At 35.3% G+C, this 15,829-nt stretch carries 19 protein-coding genes; 9 read left to right on the top strand and 10 right to left on the bottom strand.

Features of this window, described 5'->3' with window-relative positions:
• Positions 1-19 precede the first annotated feature (19 nt).
• Positions 20-469: a hypothetical protein gene (locus tag ACFPH8_RS01265; RefSeq protein WP_248396322.1), complete on the bottom strand. Its 450-nt coding sequence runs from the start codon at positions 467-469 to the stop codon at positions 20-22.
• Between the two features lie 267 nt (positions 470-736).
• Between ACFPH8_RS01265 and greA the strand changes: the two genes are divergently transcribed.
• Both greA and ACFPH8_RS01255 read left to right on the top strand, forming a co-directional pair.
• Positions 737-1,210 (top strand): transcription elongation factor GreA, encoded by a 474-nt coding sequence (gene greA, locus ACFPH8_RS01260; RefSeq protein ID WP_248396320.1) that lies wholly within the window; start codon positions 737-739, stop codon positions 1,208-1,210.
• A gap of 114 nt (positions 1,211-1,324) precedes the next feature.
• Positions 1,325-1,714, top strand: a complete 390-nt coding sequence (locus ACFPH8_RS01255; protein ID WP_376858142.1) for an HIT family protein — start codon at positions 1,325-1,327, stop codon at positions 1,712-1,714.
• A gap of 2 nt (positions 1,715-1,716) precedes the next feature.
• Here ACFPH8_RS01255 and ACFPH8_RS01250 read toward each other — a convergent pair whose 3' ends face one another.
• Together ACFPH8_RS01250 and ACFPH8_RS01245 are read right to left on the bottom strand one after the other, a co-directional pair.
• Complete coding sequence (locus ACFPH8_RS01250) at positions 1,717-2,064, bottom strand: hypothetical protein (protein ID WP_345581718.1); 348 nt, start codon at positions 2,062-2,064, stop codon at positions 1,717-1,719.
• Between the two features lie 2 nt (positions 2,065-2,066).
• A complete protein-coding gene (locus tag ACFPH8_RS01245; protein ID WP_376858141.1) occupies positions 2,067-3,236 on the bottom strand; it encodes a sensor histidine kinase in 1,170 nt (389 codons plus the stop codon).
• 121 nt (positions 3,237-3,357) lie between these two features.
• On the opposite strand from ACFPH8_RS01245, the gene ACFPH8_RS01240 reads away from it, so the two are divergent.
• The 3 genes from ACFPH8_RS01240 to aat all read left to right on the top strand — a co-directional run bounded on the left by ACFPH8_RS01240 (position 3,358) and on the right by aat (position 5,455).
• Positions 3,358-4,227: a flavin reductase family protein gene (locus tag ACFPH8_RS01240; RefSeq protein WP_376858140.1), complete on the top strand. Its 870-nt coding sequence runs from the start codon at positions 3,358-3,360 to the stop codon at positions 4,225-4,227.
• 19 nt (positions 4,228-4,246) lie between these two features.
• On the top strand, positions 4,247-4,624 hold the full coding sequence (locus ACFPH8_RS01235; RefSeq protein WP_248396310.1) for a DUF3127 domain-containing protein: 378 nt from the start codon (positions 4,247-4,249) through the stop codon (positions 4,622-4,624).
• A gap of 204 nt (positions 4,625-4,828) precedes the next feature.
• Complete coding sequence (gene aat / locus ACFPH8_RS01230; protein WP_376858139.1) at positions 4,829-5,455, top strand: leucyl/phenylalanyl-tRNA--protein transferase; 627 nt, start codon at positions 4,829-4,831, stop codon at positions 5,453-5,455.
• Between the two features lie 16 nt (positions 5,456-5,471).
• Here aat and ACFPH8_RS01225 read toward each other — a convergent pair whose 3' ends face one another.
• Positions 5,472-6,038 (bottom strand): DNA-3-methyladenine glycosylase I, encoded by a 567-nt coding sequence (locus ACFPH8_RS01225; protein ID WP_376858138.1) that lies wholly within the window; start codon positions 6,036-6,038, stop codon positions 5,472-5,474.
• 109 nt (positions 6,039-6,147) lie between these two features.
• Here ACFPH8_RS01225 and ACFPH8_RS01220 point away from each other — a divergent pair, with 109 nt between their 5' ends.
• Entirely contained in the window at positions 6,148-6,822 is a 675-nt protein-coding gene (locus ACFPH8_RS01220; protein WP_376858137.1) for a thioredoxin family protein, read from the top strand.
• On the opposite strand, the gene ACFPH8_RS01215 is transcribed toward ACFPH8_RS01220, so the two are convergent.
• From ACFPH8_RS01215 to ACFPH8_RS01195, 5 genes are all read right to left on the bottom strand, one after another.
• Entirely contained in the window at positions 6,819-7,544 is a 726-nt protein-coding gene (locus tag ACFPH8_RS01215; protein WP_376858136.1) for a hypothetical protein, read from the bottom strand. The genes ACFPH8_RS01220 and ACFPH8_RS01215 overlap by 4 nt on opposite strands.
• 56 nt (positions 7,545-7,600) lie before the next feature.
• Entirely contained in the window at positions 7,601-8,296 is a 696-nt protein-coding gene (gene truB / locus ACFPH8_RS01210) for a tRNA pseudouridine(55) synthase TruB (protein WP_376858135.1), read from the bottom strand.
• 1 nt (position 8,297) lies between these two features.
• Positions 8,298-9,092, bottom strand: coding sequence for an undecaprenyl-diphosphate phosphatase (locus tag ACFPH8_RS01205; protein ID WP_376858134.1), 795 nt, complete (start codon positions 9,090-9,092; stop codon positions 8,298-8,300).
• 49 nt (positions 9,093-9,141) lie between these two features.
• Positions 9,142-9,396: a DUF3098 domain-containing protein gene (locus ACFPH8_RS01200; protein ID WP_248396294.1), complete on the bottom strand. Its 255-nt coding sequence runs from the start codon at positions 9,394-9,396 to the stop codon at positions 9,142-9,144.
• Between the two features lie 188 nt (positions 9,397-9,584).
• Entirely contained in the window at positions 9,585-10,463 is an 879-nt protein-coding gene (locus ACFPH8_RS01195) for a cell division protein FtsX (protein ID WP_248396292.1), read from the bottom strand.
• A 126-nt stretch (positions 10,464-10,589) separates the two neighbouring features.
• Here ACFPH8_RS01195 and ACFPH8_RS01190 point away from each other — a divergent pair, with 126 nt between their 5' ends.
• From ACFPH8_RS01190 to ACFPH8_RS01180, 3 genes are all read left to right on the top strand, one after another.
• Complete coding sequence (locus ACFPH8_RS01190) at positions 10,590-13,595, top strand: leucine--tRNA ligase (RefSeq protein WP_376858133.1); 3,006 nt, start codon at positions 10,590-10,592, stop codon at positions 13,593-13,595.
• 192 nt (positions 13,596-13,787) lie between these two features.
• On the top strand, positions 13,788-14,483 hold the full coding sequence (locus ACFPH8_RS01185; protein WP_376858132.1) for a zinc metallopeptidase: 696 nt from the start codon (positions 13,788-13,790) through the stop codon (positions 14,481-14,483).
• A gap of 92 nt (positions 14,484-14,575) precedes the next feature.
• Positions 14,576-15,280 (top strand): Bax inhibitor-1/YccA family protein, encoded by a 705-nt coding sequence (locus ACFPH8_RS01180; RefSeq protein ID WP_376858131.1) that lies wholly within the window; start codon positions 14,576-14,578, stop codon positions 15,278-15,280.
• A 49-nt stretch (positions 15,281-15,329) separates the two neighbouring features.
• Here the strand turns inward: ACFPH8_RS01180 and ACFPH8_RS01175 are convergent, their stop codons facing one another.
• Positions 15,330-15,800: an Lrp/AsnC family transcriptional regulator gene (locus tag ACFPH8_RS01175; protein WP_066250811.1), complete on the bottom strand. Its 471-nt coding sequence runs from the start codon at positions 15,798-15,800 to the stop codon at positions 15,330-15,332.
• Positions 15,801-15,829: the final 29 nt, after the last annotated feature.

The following is a 15,829-nucleotide window of genomic DNA, read 5'->3' as shown; positions in this document are numbered from 1 at the left end:
TTTGATAAATACGTGGTGTCTAATTATTATAAACCCGAATAATATTCCCAGATTTTTCAACAAAATAGCGTTTTAAACCGTATTGTCCTGTTGTGCCTTCTTGTTGTTGACCCGTTAAAATATCATAAGCGTTTGCATCATCGCAACTGCATGTTGCAATAACGCCTGTAACGGTTAATTTCGAACAATCGCGAATGGCGTGATTTGGGTCAGATAATTCAAAAGCATTATAATTATTTCCACCTGCATAAAAAACCACCACACCATTAATGCCGTAATTATTGTTTAATATCACATAATTGTTTGGGAATTCCATATCGCTATACTGCGGTAAATTGGTGTTTATTAAATTACCAGTGTCAAATGTGTAGTTTGGTAAAAATTCATTTTGGCGCACGTTATCATCATCATTTTTATTACAAGACGTAAAAACCACAAACGCAAAAACAAGCAAAAACAGATATTTCATAACCAATTATATTTTCAGGGCAATTTACAACAAAAACCCAAACGTATTAAAAATTTCGTATATTTAGCTAACTTGCATTTTGCTACTCAAAACGATTAAAAGTAAGCTACTTATCATAGTAATAACAATAAGTAAACTTACAGGTATCAAAAAAATTGTGTAGCTTTGTATATATCTCGTGCAAGCGGGATTTTTTTATGCTGAACAGATTTGGCGCTCGTTGTCCATTTGTTTTCAGCATCTTTTATTATTATAAAACATGAAATTATGAGTAAAGTATCTTATTATACACCGGAAGGATTAAAGCGTTTACGTGAAGAGTTACGCCAATTAAAAGATGTAGAGCGTTCAAAAGCATCGCAAGCCATTGCTGAAGCGCGAGACAAAGGTGATTTAAGTGAAAATGCCGAGTACGATGCAGCCAAAGAAGCACAAGGTATGTTGGAGATGAAAATATCCAAATTAGAAAGTGCGTTGGCAGGCGCTAGAGTTATTGATGAATCGCAATTGGATAACACCAAAGTATTGGTGCTTTCTAAAGTCAAAATAAAAAATCAGACTAACGGAATGGAAATGACCTATACCTTGGTTGCTGATGGTGAAGCCGATTTAGCTTCCGGAAAGTTATCTGTTAACTCACCAATTGGAAAAGGCCTTTTAGGAAAATCCGTTGGCGAAGTAGCCGAAGTACAAGTGCCAAATGGTGTTATGAAGTTTGATATTTTAGAAATTTCTAGATAACAAATTCAAAGGTCTATATTGGTAGATAGAAAAAAGTAAACACGAAATTATTCTTGAAAAGATTCCCTTAAAGCGGGAATCTTTTTATATTTACAGGTATACTAATAGCAAACTATGGCAACCCTATTCACAAAAATAATTAATGGCGACGTTCCGTGTTATAAAATTGCGGAAACTGACGATTATTTCGCTTTTTTGGACATTAACCCAAATGCAAAAGGACACACACTCTGTATCCCAAAGCAGGAAGTGGATAAGTTGTTTGATTTAGATGAAGTTACCTATCATGGTTTATTGGAGTTTTCCAGACAAATTGCATTAGCAATTGAAAAAGCTGTGCCTTGTAAACGTGTTGGTTTAACGGTTATTGGTTTGGAAATTCCGCATGCTCATGTGCATTTAATTCCGCTAAATACTATGGAAGATGCGCGCTTTATTTCAAAAGAGAAATTAACAGAACAGGATTTTGAGAACGTAGCAAAAGCTATTCGCTCGTATCTATAAATCTAACTTAATAATACGGTTGCGCCAATACCAACGACTATAATTCCGATTAAGACGCCAATACCAATCCACGCTGATTTCTTTAATTTAAAGGACGCTTTTTTAGGTACAAAAGCACGTTTGTGATAATCAAAAACACGATCAATATCATCGGTCCAATTTACAGGATAGATAGTTGTTTCACAGGTTTTACAGAAAAGTTCATGTGCTGTTTCAGTGGTTAAGGATTTATAAAAGGATGTTTCCACAAATTTCTGCTTAAACGTAAAATGTAAACCATTGGTATTATAGCATTCTGGACAATTATTATTAATTGCAACTTCCTTAATAGTTATAAATCGATTGTCCATAGTTACGTTGTTTTTAAAAGAATTTGCATACTGGTTCCTTTGTCAATTTCAGATTCAAGCACATAAATTTTACCGTTATGGAATTCTTCAATAATGCGCTTGGCTAATGATAAGCCTAATCCCCAACCGCGTTTTTTGGTTGTAAATCCAGGGTCAAATATACGGTTAAATTGACTTCTAATTAGTCCTTTTCCGGTATCTGTAATGGTTATTTTTACATTATCTTCTAATTGCGTAATAGTAATAACTAATTTTCCTTTTCCACGCATGGCGTCGATGGCATTTTTCACTAAATTTTCAATAGTCCAACTAAAAAGCTGTTTGTTTAATTTAACGTAAATAGGGTTTTCGGGAACTGAAATTTCAAATTCAATAAGTTTAGAAGAACGCGTTTTTAGATAGTCATAAGACTCTAATGTTTCTGCAACAATATCCGCTTTTTCTAGTTTTGGTAAGGAGCCTATTTTACTAAAACGTTCCGTTATAGTTTGCAGGCGACTAATATCTTTTTCTATTTCTAGAATGTATTCCGGATTTACCTGTTCGGTTTTAAGTATTTCTGTCCAGCCAATTAAAGATGATAATGGCGTACCTATTTGATGCGCTGTTTCTTTGGCCATACCAGACCATAATTTGTTTTGTGTGGCAATTTTTGTACTGCGGTAAAAAAAGTAGGCAACTGCACCAAATAATATAATAATCAGTAATAAAGCAAGTGGATAATATTTTAGTTTATTTATTAAAGGTGAGTTGCCGTAATATAAATAGCCATCATTTATTTTTTGGTTCGTTTTAGGATCAATGTAGGAAAGCTCAATAGGTTTGTTTTCAGCCTCTAAATTTGCGATAAGCCTTTTAGTGCTGGCATCATTTTTCAAATATCTTTCTTCAACATTATTGGTCAGTCCAATAGCTCCTTCAGCATTAATAACAACTATCTGGTTGTCATTTTTACTTATTAAAACGCGAGAAACCATCGGATTTACATCATCTTCCAACATGTTTTTTTGAAATTCTGTTTGGGCTAATGCCCAAATGTCCATCTTCTGACGTTGTTCCTCTTTAAAATGCTGAAAAAACACAAAGGTATTCCACAGAATCAAGGATATAATAACAAAACTTGCTGCAACAATGATGTAGCGTGTTATATTTCGGTATTTAGAAAAAAGCATAGGTTTATTTTGGAATGTTAATATAATGGAAATCTGTTGATAATATTGTGTGAGATGATAACCAAATCGTTTTTAGTTCGTTATTAGATTAATTACATTTGTGCAAAATAATAAAGTTTTCATGATTTCATACGAACCTAAAGAATTATCAACAGGCAAGTTACACGGTTATCTGTTAAGTGCTGTGGCTCCAAGGCCTATTGCGTTTGCTAGTACCGTTGATGCCGATGGAAACCCAAATTTGGCGCCTTTTAGTTTCTTTAATGTATTTAGTGCTAATCCACCAATTCTAATTTTTTCACCAGCACGACGTGTTCGTGATAATACGACGAAGCATACCTTGGAAAATATTTTAGCTACTAAAGAAGTGGTTATTAATGTGGTGAGTTTTGATATGGTGCATCAAACGTCATTAAGCAGTACGGAATATCCTTTAGGAGTAAATGAGTTTGAAAAGGCAGGTTTTAGTATGCTAAAATCGGATTTGGTAAAACCATTTCGTGTTGCTGAATCTCCGGTTCAATTAGAATGTAAGGTGAATGATGTGATACATTTAGGTACCGAAGGAGGCGCTGGAAATTTAATTATTTGTGAGGTTGTAAAACTTCATTTGGAAGAAGACATTTTAGACGAAAACGATCAAATTAATCAGGAAAAACTAGATTTAGTTGCAAGAGCTGGTGGTAGTTACTACAGTCGTGCCAAAAACGGTTTTTTTGAAATTCCAAAACCATTATCAACGTTAGGAATTGGTGTGGATCAAATGCCAGACCATGTAAAAAACAGCATGATTTTAACAGGAAATGAATTAGGCATGTTAGGAAATGTAGAAAGTTTACCAACACCAGAAGCCGTTCAGGAGTTTTTGGAAGCTGTAAGTGAACATCACCCTAATATTAAAGAAGCAAATCATAGAAAAAAACATAAATTGGCAAAAAACTATTTAAGCTTCGGCGATTTAGATAGTGCCTGGAAAATATTATTATCATAACACAGAAAATTAAATTACAATGGAAGTACAAGGAAGAATTAAAGTTATTGGAGAAACGCAAACGTTTGGGAGTAATGGCTTTAGAAAAAGAGAAGTAGTCGTTACAACAGAAGAGCAGTACCCACAACATATTATGGTAGAATTTGTTCAAGATAAAACGGATTTATTAAATAGTTTTCAAGCTGGACAACAAGTTAAAATCAGTATTAATTTACGCGGTCGCGAATGGGTAAACCCACAAGGTGAAACCAAGTATTTCAACTCTATTCAAGGATGGCGTATTGAAGCAGCTCAAGCAGATGCTTCAAACCCAGAAATGCCACCAGTACCACCAGCACAAGCTTTTGCACCTGCAGACGATTTAAATGAAGAAGATAACGACGATTTACCTTTCTAATTTCCGGTAAAATGACGTATAATAAACCTCAATGTTTTTTAATGTTGAGGTTTTTGTTTTTTACAATTCATGAGTTCATTTTGAATATAAATTTTGATTACGCTTATGCAGTCAGGTTGAGTGCAGTGGAAGCCTAATGAAAAGTTCAAAATAGTTTGCGACTAGGCGCCAACAATCAACTAGATAGTTTATTATTATTTCTTTATGCAATTTCTAAATCAAGATTTATGGTTTCCACCCGTTTCACAAGCAAATGAAGACGGCTTACTGGCCATTGGAGGCGATTTATCCGTGCCACGATTACTACTTGCTTATCAATTGGGGATTTTTCCTTGGTTTGAGGGCAGTCAGCCAATTTTATGGTGGTCGCCAGATCCACGTTTTGTGTTGTTTCCAGAAAACTTAAAAGTGTCAAAAAGTATGAAACAGGTATTGCGAAATGCCGATTTTACCGTGTCTATCAATCAAAATTTTAATCAAGTCATTACCGAATGTTCCAAAGCCAAACGCAATGGTCAAGCAGGAACTTGGATTACCGATAGTATGATAATGGCATATAATGAATTACATAAGGCTGGCTACGCAAAATCTGTTGAGGTTTGGCAAGAAGGTGAATTAGTTGGTGGGTTTTATGGTGTCGATTTAGGAAATGGTGTTTTCTGTGGCGAAAGTATGTTTGCTAAAGTTAGCAATGCCAGTAAAGTAGCCTTTATCACTTTTATTCAAAATACCGATTATCAATTAATAGATTGCCAGGTGTATACCAATCATCTAGAACGATTGGGTGCAGAAGATATTTCGAGAGATGTGTTCTTGGAATATTTGAAGTAATTTTTGGTTGCTAGTTTCAAACTTCATCATACCTAAAACACCTAACCTCATGATCATTTACCAAACCGGTTGCTTGCATAAACGCATACATAACGGTAGATCCTACAAACTTAAAACCACGTTTTTTTAAGTCCTTACTAATAGCATCAGAAATAGCAGTTGTGGCTGGGGCTTCTTTATAGTTCTTCACGTTATTGGTTATCGGTTTTCCATCAACAAACCTCCATATATAGTTGCTAAAACTTCCAAATTCCTTTTGAATATCCATGAATAATTTCGCATTGGTAACGGTTCCATTTACTTTCAATTTATTCCGAACTATTCCCGCATCTTGCAATAAACTTTCAATTTTTGATTGCTTATAGTTGGCTATTTTTTTATAATCGAAATGATCAAATGCTTTTTTAAAATTTTCGCGTTTGCGTAAAATGGTAATCCAACTCAATCCCGCCTGAAAGGTTTCAAGAACTAGGAACTCGAAAAACGTGTCGTCATCATAAACGGGAACGCCCCATTCCTTGTCGTGATAGGCCTCGTATAAATCGTCGCCAACACACCAAGCACATTTATGTTTTGTCTTCATACAGCAGATTGTAAGTTTTCAGATTAAAGATAGACATAGATATGACATTAATCATATATCAGGAAAAAAAATCCAACTATTTTTGCGTGCTATGTAATAATGGTTACTGATGATTAATTGGGTGCAAGGTATTTTTGTGCCAACATATAATGAGATAAAAATTGTGGAAACATTAAACGATACAAAGATTTTAAATAGTATTAAAGCGAGTTTAAAAACGAGTTATACTTATCCGGATTATCGCGATTTAGTAACGAATTTGGTAGGGCGTGAATCTACTACAGGCAACGACAAATCTGAAGATATGGTAGAATACACCAAGCTTAATGATAAGCGCATGAAACGGTGGGATAAAACTATAAAATTAACGGACAATTCGTTATCACGCTTGGCTAATTTTAAAGGCAACGTTACATGGATTGTAATTACCGAAAGCTGGTGTGGTGATGCTGCTCACGTAGTTCCCCCTATGGCTAAATTAGCTGAACAATCAGACAACATTTCATTGAAATTAGTTTTACGAGATACCAATGAGGACTTGATGAATCAGTTTTTAACTAATGGTGGAAAATCTGTTCCTAAATTAATTATGGTAGAAACGGAAACATTAGAAGTGGTACATACGTTTGGTCCCAGGCCAGCGGCTGCAACGAAATTAGTGGCTGATTATAAAGCAAAGCACGGTATGATTACACCGGAAATTAAAGAAGATTTACAAGTTTGGTATAATAAAGATAAGGGTCAAAGTACCATTGACGAGTTACTAACTATGCTAGGCGTTTAATTCTTACCTTCAAAATAAAAAGTAATAGAACCGAGTTGCGTTTTTTTGGAATTATCCACATTAAAACGCGACTCGTTCGCATATTCTAGCGCGTGTTCGTGTAAACAATCATTGTCTGTTGAAGCGGCTGTGTTAATGGTTGATTTTATAACAGCTCCTTTATTATCAACCGTAATATTTACAACAACCTTGCCGCCATCATCACACAAATAAATAGGTGTTGGTAAATATTTATGCGTTCTATTCACTAATGAATAATGCATAGAACTTTTTTTGTTAACCGATTGTGCTGATTGACTGCTTTGCTGTTGTTTAAGCACTGAATTTACATCGTTATACGAGGACATAACATCTTCATTTATTTCAGAACCTGAGCCTGTTCCGATCGTGTTTTCAGGTGTTGTTTCTTCCGTGGGTGAGTCAGGTCTAGTAAACTCATAATCTTTTGGAGGAGCAATAGGTTGGTAGGCCTGTGCGAATTTCTTGTAGTTTTCAGTTTCGTTATAGGCTTTATTGGTTTCTGCTTTTTCAGTCTGTTCTGTGGCTAGTTTTTCCAAGGCTTCAGCTTCTAAATCCGCTTCCGTTTTTGGCTCCATAACATAATAGCTTTCCGCTAATTTTTCGCCATGTTGGGTAATATGAAAACCGAATAGCATCATTAAAACCGTTGCCGAAATTAAGCCAGAGAGTAAACCTGCTTTATGTTTATCTGAAAAATACAATAGCTGTAAATGTCTTATTTAGGATGAATTATCAAGTTAATATACGTAAAAAGAAGCTATTTAGTTGTTAAGCTTTCTATAAAGGCTTCAGGTAACAGTGCGTTATCCACATGAAAATTGCCAATTTTAGTGCGTCGTAATACAGATAAATGGGCTCCAGAATTTAAGGCTTTGCCAAAATCGTGTGCTAAAGAACGAATGTAAGTGCCTTTGCTACAAACAACACGGAACTCAATGTTTAAACCATCAATTTTAGTAATCTCAAAGGCAGATATTTGAATGCGTCGTGAACTAATTTCCACGGATTCACCAGCACGCGCAAATTCATATAAGCGTTTACCTTCTTTTTTAATAGCGGAAAAAACGGGCGGAAATTGATCTATATCGCCAATAAATTGTTTGGTGGCCTCATGAATAGCGGTTTCCGTTAGATGTGCAGTTGGGAATGTGGCATCTATTTCGGTCTCCAAATCGTATGAAGGTGTTGTACTACCCAAAACAATTGTTCCTGTGTATTCTTTATCTTGACCTTGGAATGTATTTATTTGCTTGGTCATTTTTCCCGTACAAATAATGAGTAATCCAGTTGCTAATGGATCTAAAGTACCCGCATGACCCACTTTAATTTTTTTAATATTGAAAGCATGCCGAATTTCCCAACGTAATTTATTAACCACTTGAAAAGAAGTCCAATGTAAAGGTTTGTCTATTAATAGTACTTGTCCAGCTTGGAAATCTTCAGTAGTTTTCATGTTAATTTACGAGTGTATAAATAATTGCAATCACACCAACAATGGCGCAATACATAGCGAAATAGGAAAGTTTACTTTTCTTTACTAATGAAATCATCCAAGTACAAGCAAATAGTCCTGCAAGAAAAGCGGCTATAAATCCAGCGCTTAAATAAGTAAAATTAGATGCTTCGTAAGTTAAATCGCCGCTTAAAAGGTCTTTAGCGATTTTCCCAAAAATAAGCGGTACAACCATCAAGAAGGAAAAACGAGCAGCTCGTGTTTTATCATTTCCCAATAATACAGAAGTTGAAATGGTTGCTCCGGAACGTGAAATACCAGGAAGCATGGCTATAGCCTGTGAAACTCCAATTATTAAGGCGTTTTTAAAACTTACTTTTTTATGGGTGTCCTTAGCTTTATCAGCTAAAAAGAGTAGGGCAGCTGTTACTAAAAGCATAAAGCCGACTAGCATAATATTACCTCCAAAAAGACTTTCTAATTGTTCTTCAAAAAAGAGACCTACAATAACGGCAGGAATCATAGACAATGCAATTTTAGACACAAATTGCAAGTCGTCATTCCACTCAAATTTCAAAACACCTTTTAGTAGGAGCCAAATATCTTTTCTAAACACAATCATAGTGCTCAATGCGGTTGCAAAATGTAAAACCACTGTGAAAAGCAGACTTTCTTTAGGAATAGAGTTGTCGCCCAAAATGGCTTTTCCAAGTTCTAAATGACCACTAGAAGAAACAGGTAGAAACTCGGTGAGACCTTGTATAACACCTAAAATAATAGAATCGGTTATATCCATTGGGCAAAAATATTAAAAATGACGTAGTAGCCGAAGAAAGTAAACGGACTTATTTTTTATTCGGATTCAGTAAAATAGCGTAAACTTCTATAGCAAAACCAAGTAAAACTAACGTTGGCGCTAAACGAATGCGTCGAAAATTAAATATTTCTGGATTAAAAACATTAGGGTCATCGCTACCACCACCTGACATTAGAATGAAACCTAAACCAATTACGGCTAGACCAATTATCATGAATTTATAATTTTTCCTTCCGAATACAAATTCGGTTTGTGTGTCTGCCTTACGTTTTTGTTCGCCCATAATTTTTAATTAATCTTCAGAATTTTTAGGTTCCGAAGTAAATTCTGTAAAAATAATAACATCATGTATTGCTACATATGCAATATGCTTTAATCCGCCGAACCCATTTGTCGGCACATGCAAAGTAACTGATTTATTTAAAACTTTTGCGTTAAGAGATTCTAAAATTAATACATCCTAGCTAATCCTTAATAATACAGCTGATCTGTTTTTAAATTCAAGAAACGTTGCGTAGCTATAAACGTGCTAATCCAAGTAATAATAATACCTAACACAAAAATACCAGCAAATAAAAGTCCTAATAAAATATGGTTATTTAAAAGTTCTAATTCCGGAAAGGTTTGATTAATATAATATAAAACCACAGCCATTCCGATCATGGCCAAAACGGCTCCAATTACACCTAAACGTACGCTTTTCCACACAAATGGACGTCTAATAAATTGCTTGGTAGCACCAACCATTTGCATGGTTTTAATAGTAAAGCGTTTGGAATAAACCGATAAACGAATGGAGCTATTAATCAGTAAAACTGCAATAATGGTAAATAAACCACTGATAACTAAAATCCAAAAACTTATTTTTTTTACATTATCATTCATCAAATTCACCAAGTCATTATCATAACGAACTTCGTCCACAAAGCTTTTGGTAAGTGCTTCTTGGGCAATACCATCTAATTGTTCAGCTGTAACAAAATCGGCTTTTACATAAACATCAATGGAGTTCTGTAGTGGATTATAGCCTAGGAACGCCATGAAGTCTTCACCGTTTTCGGCTTTCATGGATTCGGCAGCTTGTTCTTTTGAAACAAATTCTGTCGATTTTACATAATCAGACATCGCTAAGCTTTTTTCTAGCTGTTTAGTTTCAACTTCTTTAGCAGAATCTTTTAAATAAATGGTAACTACTACCTGTTCCTTAAAATGATCAGATACTTTTTTGGCATTTAAAACCAGCATACCCAACAAGCCTAATAGGAATAAAACCAAGCCTATACTCAATACTACAGAAAAATACGAGGATATTAATCGGCGTTTTTGATACTTCTCAAAAGATGAACTCATAAATACGATGCGTTAATGCTGTAAAAATATAAAAGAAATCCAATTCCTTAAGGATTACAACGTTTAAACTTTCAACATTGTTATAATAAGTTTAAATTTGCGCCTTTATAAGCATAAAATAGACAGATGCAATACAATTTCAACGACATAGAAGCCAAATGGCAAAAATATTGGGCAGAAAACCAAACGTTTAAAGCCGATAATCAATCTGATAAACCAAAATACTATGTTTTGGATATGTTTCCATATCCAAGCGGAGCAGGTTTGCATGTTGGTCATCCATTAGGGTATATTGCTTCTGATATTTATGCACGATTTAAAAGACATAAAGGCTTTAATGTATTGCATCCACAAGGCTATGATAGTTTTGGTTTACCAGCCGAGCAATATGCCATTCAAACAGGTCAGCATCCAGCGGTTACAACCGAAGAAAATATTAAAACATACAGACGTCAGTTAGACCAAATTGGGTTTTCATTTGATTGGAGTCGCGAGGTTAGAACGTCTGATCCCAATTATTATAAATGGACGCAATGGATTTTTATTCAATTATTCAATTCGTGGTATTGCAAGCATGCGAGTAAAGCGTACCCCATTGCAGATTTAGTTGAAGTTTTCGCTTCGGAAGGAAACAAATCTGTAGAAGCCGTTTGCGACGATCATGTTCTAATTTTTTCTGCTGAAGAGTGGAACGGCTTTTCGCGTGAAAAACAACAAGAAATATTATTACAATACCGATTAACCTATTTGGCGGAAACCGAAGTGAATTGGTGTCCCGCTTTAGGAACCGTTTTAGCGAATGATGAAATTGTCAATGGCGTTTCAGAACGTGGAGGCCATACGGTTATTCGTAAAAAAATGACACAGTGGTCTATGCGTATTTCGGCCTATGCGGAACGTTTATTACAAGGACTAGATACGGTTGATTGGACAGATTCATTAAAAGAAAGCCAACGCAATTGGATTGGAAAATCTATTGGCGCCTCTGTTTCTTTTCAAGTGAAAGATCACGATAAGGTGATAGAAGTCTTTACCACTAGACCAGACACTATTTTCGGCGTATCATTCATGACCTTAGCGCCAGAACACGAATTGGTTTCGCAAATAACAACCGATGCACAAAAATTAGAGGTTGAAGCCTATATAGAAAAAACAGCCAAACGTAGCGAACGCGACCGAATGGCGGACGTAAAAACTATTTCTGGTGTCTTTACAGGTGCTTTTGCAGAACATCCTTTTACAAAAGAACCAATTCCAATTTGGATTGGCGATTACGTTTTAGCAGGTTACGGAACAGGAGCAGTTATGTCGGTTCCATGCGGTGATCAGCGTGATTATGCGTTTGCAAAACATTTTAATATTCCAATTCCTAATATTTTTGAAGGCGTTGATATTTCTGAAGAAGCCTTTGCCGACAAAGATAAAGCGGTCATTGCTAACTCTGATTTCTTAAACGGCTTACCGTATAAAAAAGCCATGAAACGTGCTATTTTTGAATTAGAAAAAATAGAGCAAGGTGAAGGCAAAACCAATTATAGATTGCGTGATGCCGTGTTTTCAAGACAACGCTATTGGGGTGAGCCATTTCCAGTGTATTACGTAAATGGCATGCCACAAATGATTGATATAGAGCATTTACCAATCCGTTTGCCTGAAGTAGAAAAGTATTTACCAACCGAAACAGGAGAGCCACCTTTAGGTCGTGCGGATGTTTGGGCTTGGGATTCTAAAAATTTTACCGTTGTTAGCAATGCGTTGATAGATAATAAAACGGTGTTCCCGTTAGAACTGAACACCATGCCAGGCTGGGCAGGAAGTTCGTGGTATTTCTTTCGATACATGGATGCTCAAAACGACATGGATTTTGCTAGTGAAGAAGCCCTCAACTATTGGGAGAATGTGGATTTGTATATTGGCGGAAGCGAACATGCTACAGGTCATTTATTATACGCACGTTTTTGGGTGAAGTTTATGAAAGATCGTGGTTTTGTAAATGTAGAAGAGCCATTCAAAAAGCTGATTAACCAAGGGATGATTTTGGGAACAAGTGCCTTTGTTTACCGATTGAGTTTTATGTTTGCAGACCCTAGATCTGAAGAAGCTGTAGGAGCAAAACTTTTGAAGAAATTACAAAATATTTATATTTCGCATTCAGAGTTTATCAGCAAAGGTGATTTGGCATTGGATAAAGAAGCCTTGAAAAAACTCAAAAATACCCTTGCTAAAATTGCCGGTTTACCGAATGCAGATACTTTAGAAAACCTTATAGTTGTGCCAATGCCAATTCATGTAAAAGTGGAATATATAAATGCTTCCGATGAATTAGATATTGAAGGATTAAAGCAGGATGGCGAATTTGGTGACGATTATAAAGATGCAGTTTTTATTGGCGAAAACGGTGAAATAATTAAAGCTGACAATGATGTTTATAAAGTAGGTCGTGAAGTAGAAAAGATGTCTAAATCCAAATACAACGTTGTTAATCCAGATAGTATTTGTGAAGATTATGGCGCCGACAGTTTACGTCTCTATGAAATGTTTTTGGGACCTTTAGAGCAATACAAACCATGGAACACTGCAGGAATTACAGGAGTTCATAGTTTTCTTAAAAAATTATGGAAGTTGTATGTAGACGATAACGGAATTAAAGTTACAGAATCAGAACCTACCAAAGACAACCTGAAAACCTTGCACAAAACGATTAAAAAGGTAGAGGAAGATATTGAGAGTTTTTCATTCAATACCTCTGTTTCAACATTTATGATTGCCGTTAACGAACTGACAGTTCAAAAATGTACGAGTCGTGATATCTTGGAGCCGCTTATTGTGTTGATGTCGCCTTATGCACCACATATTTCAGAAGAATTATGGAGCCAATTAGGTCATGAAAAATCTATTTCTACTGTCGCTTTTCCAAAATTTGATGAAAAGCATTTAGTAGAAAGTTCTAAAAATTACCCAATTTCTTTTAATGGTAAAATGCGATTTACACTAGAGTTACCTATGGATATGAGTAAAGAAGATATTGAAAAAGCTGTGATGGCACATGAGAAAACACAAGCACAATTAGAAGGACGCACACCTAAAAAGGTGATTGTTGTTCCTGGCAAGATTGTAAACATCGTTGGTTAATTCCTACGTAGACAGGAATCTCTATATTCGAAGAATAGTAATTTTAATTAATAAAAAAAAGAGTTTCACATATTGTGAAACTCTTTTTTTTAGCGTAAAATAATAGCGAAAACTGACAAAATTACTTAACAAACATTTGGCGCACTATTTGCTATATATCTTGTAAATTTACAGTTCAAAAAAAGAAAACAAATGATTGGATATTATATATTAATTGGAGCCATAGCTTTAGTAAGCTGGGCTGTTAGTAGTCAGTTAAAAAAGAAATTTAAAAAGTATTCGCAAGTGCACTTACAAAATGGCATGAGCGGCAAAGAAATAGCAGAAAAAATGCTATTGGATAATGGTATTACGGATGTTGCTGTTATATCAACACCAGGTCAGTTAACCGATCATTACAACCCAAAAAATAAAACAGTTAATTTAAGTGAGTCGGTTTACAATCAACGAAATGCTGCTGCAGCTGCAGTTGCTGCGCACGAATGTGGTCACGCAGTTCAGCATGCACAAGCCTATGAATGGTTAACTATGCGATCCAAATTGGTGCCTGTAGTTAGTGTGTCATCTGGTATGTCCCAGTGGTTAATAATTGGTGGTTTAGTTTTAGGTGGAGCCGCAGGTGTTGGTCTTGGATGGTATGTAGCTGTTGCAGGTGTTATTATGATGGGATTAGCAACCGTATTCAGTTTTATTACGTTGCCTGTAGAGTATGATGCAAGTAATCGTGCATTGGCTTGGTTAGAAAACAAACACATGGTTACGCGTGACGAACATGCTGCCGCTGAAGATGCTTTAAAATGGGCGGCTAGAACCTATTTGGTTGCTGCTATTGGAGCTTTAGCCTCATTGGCGTATTGGGCAATTCAAGTATTTGGTGGTCGCGATTAAAAATAAACGCTTTAAGGAATTTAAAAGTCAGATGTTTTGCGTCTGACTTTTTTTAGTTATTTTTCAAACTCAAATTAGAACCAAATTTAATTATGGAAAACCAAGTTCAAGAACAACATGTATTAGCACAGGTATCAGATATAGATCGGGTGGCCTTTTATAAAAAAACCTATGCTCATGTGGCAGGAGGTGTTTTAGTCTTTATCCTATTTGAATATTTATTGTTACAAAGTGAAACGATTGTAGAATTCATGTTATCCATGTTGGATGGCTATAAATGGCTCATCATGTTAGGTGGTTTTATGTTTGTTACAAATTATGCCGAGCGCATGACTATGAAAACCACCGATAAAAACACACAGTATTTAGCATTTGCACTTTATATATTGGCTGAAGCTTTCATTTTTGTGCCATTAATTTATGTTGCCATGTTTTATATGGATTCCGGAACAGAAATGCTAAATCAAGCCGCGATTGTAACATTAGGCTTATTCACTGGTTTATCTGCTGTTGTGTTAGTATTGAAAAAAGATTTTTCATTTATTAAAACCGGTTTAACTATTGGCTTTTTTATCGCTATTGGATTAATTCTAGCAGGAACCTTATTCGGATTTACACTTGGCTTGTGGTTCTCGGTAGCAATGTGTTTATTAGCAGGCGGCTCTATTTTATACCAAACGTCTAATATGGTAAACAAATACACAACGGACGATTATATTCCAGCAGCATTAGGATTATTTGCTTCATTAATGTTATTGTTTTGGTACGTTTTGAGTATTTTTATGTCAAGAGATTAGTATATAAAATCAATTAAAAAAAAAGCTCCTGAATATTCAGGAGCTTTTTTTATATTTTAATTTGTCTGTCTATTTGCTGATTCAAGGAAATAAAGGTTTCTGTTCTAGAAACACCTGAAATGGATTGAATATCCTTATTCAGTAAATGCATTAAATGCTCATTATCCTTACAGAGTATTTTAATGAAAATACTCCAGTTTCCTGTGGTATAATGACATTCCAATACTTCAGGAATTTTTTGCAACTGCTTAACAGCTTCCGGATTACTCATGGCTTTATCCAAGTAAATACCTATAAAAGCCATGGTTGTATAACCTAATACTTTAGGATTTATGACAAATTTAGAGCCCGAAATAATTCCTGATTTTTCAAGTTTCCGAAGCCGTTGATGTATTGCTGCTCCAGAAATACCTACCTCACGTGCAATTTCCAAAACTGGTGTTCTAGCATCGCTCATTAAAGCACGTAAGATGGTTTTATCTATGCCATCAATAGTTATTTCCTTATTGTTTATTTTCATGAACTAGTAAATTATAAGCGCAAAAACCC

It is taken from the genome of Bizionia hallyeonensis (assembly GCF_042657385.1).
Lineage (GTDB): Bacteria > Bacteroidota > Bacteroidia > Flavobacteriales > Flavobacteriaceae > Algorimicrobium > Algorimicrobium hallyeonense.
Note: the sequence above shows the minus strand (reverse complement) of the source record. Positions and strands in the feature narration are given on the sequence as shown.

Coding starts and splice junctions, on each gene's coding strand:
- ACFPH8_RS01265 (WP_248396322.1), bottom strand. CDS start 469: ATGAAATATCTGTTTTTGCTTGTTTTTGCGTTTGTGGTTTTTACGTCT.
- greA (WP_248396320.1), top strand. CDS start 737: ATGAGTAAAGTATCTTATTATACACCGGAAGGATTAAAGCGTTTACGT.
- ACFPH8_RS01255 (WP_376858142.1), top strand. CDS start 1,325: ATGGCAACCCTATTCACAAAAATAATTAATGGCGACGTTCCGTGTTAT.
- ACFPH8_RS01250 (WP_345581718.1), bottom strand. CDS start 2,064: ATGGACAATCGATTTATAACTATTAAGGAAGTTGCAATTAATAATAAT.
- ACFPH8_RS01245 (WP_376858141.1), bottom strand. CDS start 3,236: ATGCTTTTTTCTAAATACCGAAATATAACACGCTACATCATTGTTGCA.
- ACFPH8_RS01240 (WP_376858140.1), top strand. CDS start 3,358: ATGATTTCATACGAACCTAAAGAATTATCAACAGGCAAGTTACACGGT.
- ACFPH8_RS01235 (WP_248396310.1), top strand. CDS start 4,247: ATGGAAGTACAAGGAAGAATTAAAGTTATTGGAGAAACGCAAACGTTT.
- aat (WP_376858139.1), top strand. CDS start 4,829: ATGCAATTTCTAAATCAAGATTTATGGTTTCCACCCGTTTCACAAGCA.
- ACFPH8_RS01225 (WP_376858138.1), bottom strand. CDS start 6,038: ATGAAGACAAAACATAAATGTGCTTGGTGTGTTGGCGACGATTTATAC.
- ACFPH8_RS01220 (WP_376858137.1), top strand. CDS start 6,148: ATGATTAATTGGGTGCAAGGTATTTTTGTGCCAACATATAATGAGATA.
- truB (WP_376858135.1), bottom strand. CDS start 8,296: ATGAAAACTACTGAAGATTTCCAAGCTGGACAAGTACTATTAATAGAC.
- ACFPH8_RS01205 (WP_376858134.1), bottom strand. CDS start 9,092: ATGGATATAACCGATTCTATTATTTTAGGTGTTATACAAGGTCTCACC.
- ACFPH8_RS01200 (WP_248396294.1), bottom strand. CDS start 9,396: ATGGGCGAACAAAAACGTAAGGCAGACACACAAACCGAATTTGTATTC.
- ACFPH8_RS01195 (WP_248396292.1), bottom strand. CDS start 10,463: ATGAGTTCATCTTTTGAGAAGTATCAAAAACGCCGATTAATATCCTCG.
- ACFPH8_RS01190 (WP_376858133.1), top strand. CDS start 10,590: ATGCAATACAATTTCAACGACATAGAAGCCAAATGGCAAAAATATTGG.
- ACFPH8_RS01185 (WP_376858132.1), top strand. CDS start 13,788: ATGATTGGATATTATATATTAATTGGAGCCATAGCTTTAGTAAGCTGG.
- ACFPH8_RS01180 (WP_376858131.1), top strand. CDS start 14,576: ATGGAAAACCAAGTTCAAGAACAACATGTATTAGCACAGGTATCAGAT.
- ACFPH8_RS01175 (WP_066250811.1), bottom strand. CDS start 15,800: ATGAAAATAAACAATAAGGAAATAACTATTGATGGCATAGATAAAACC.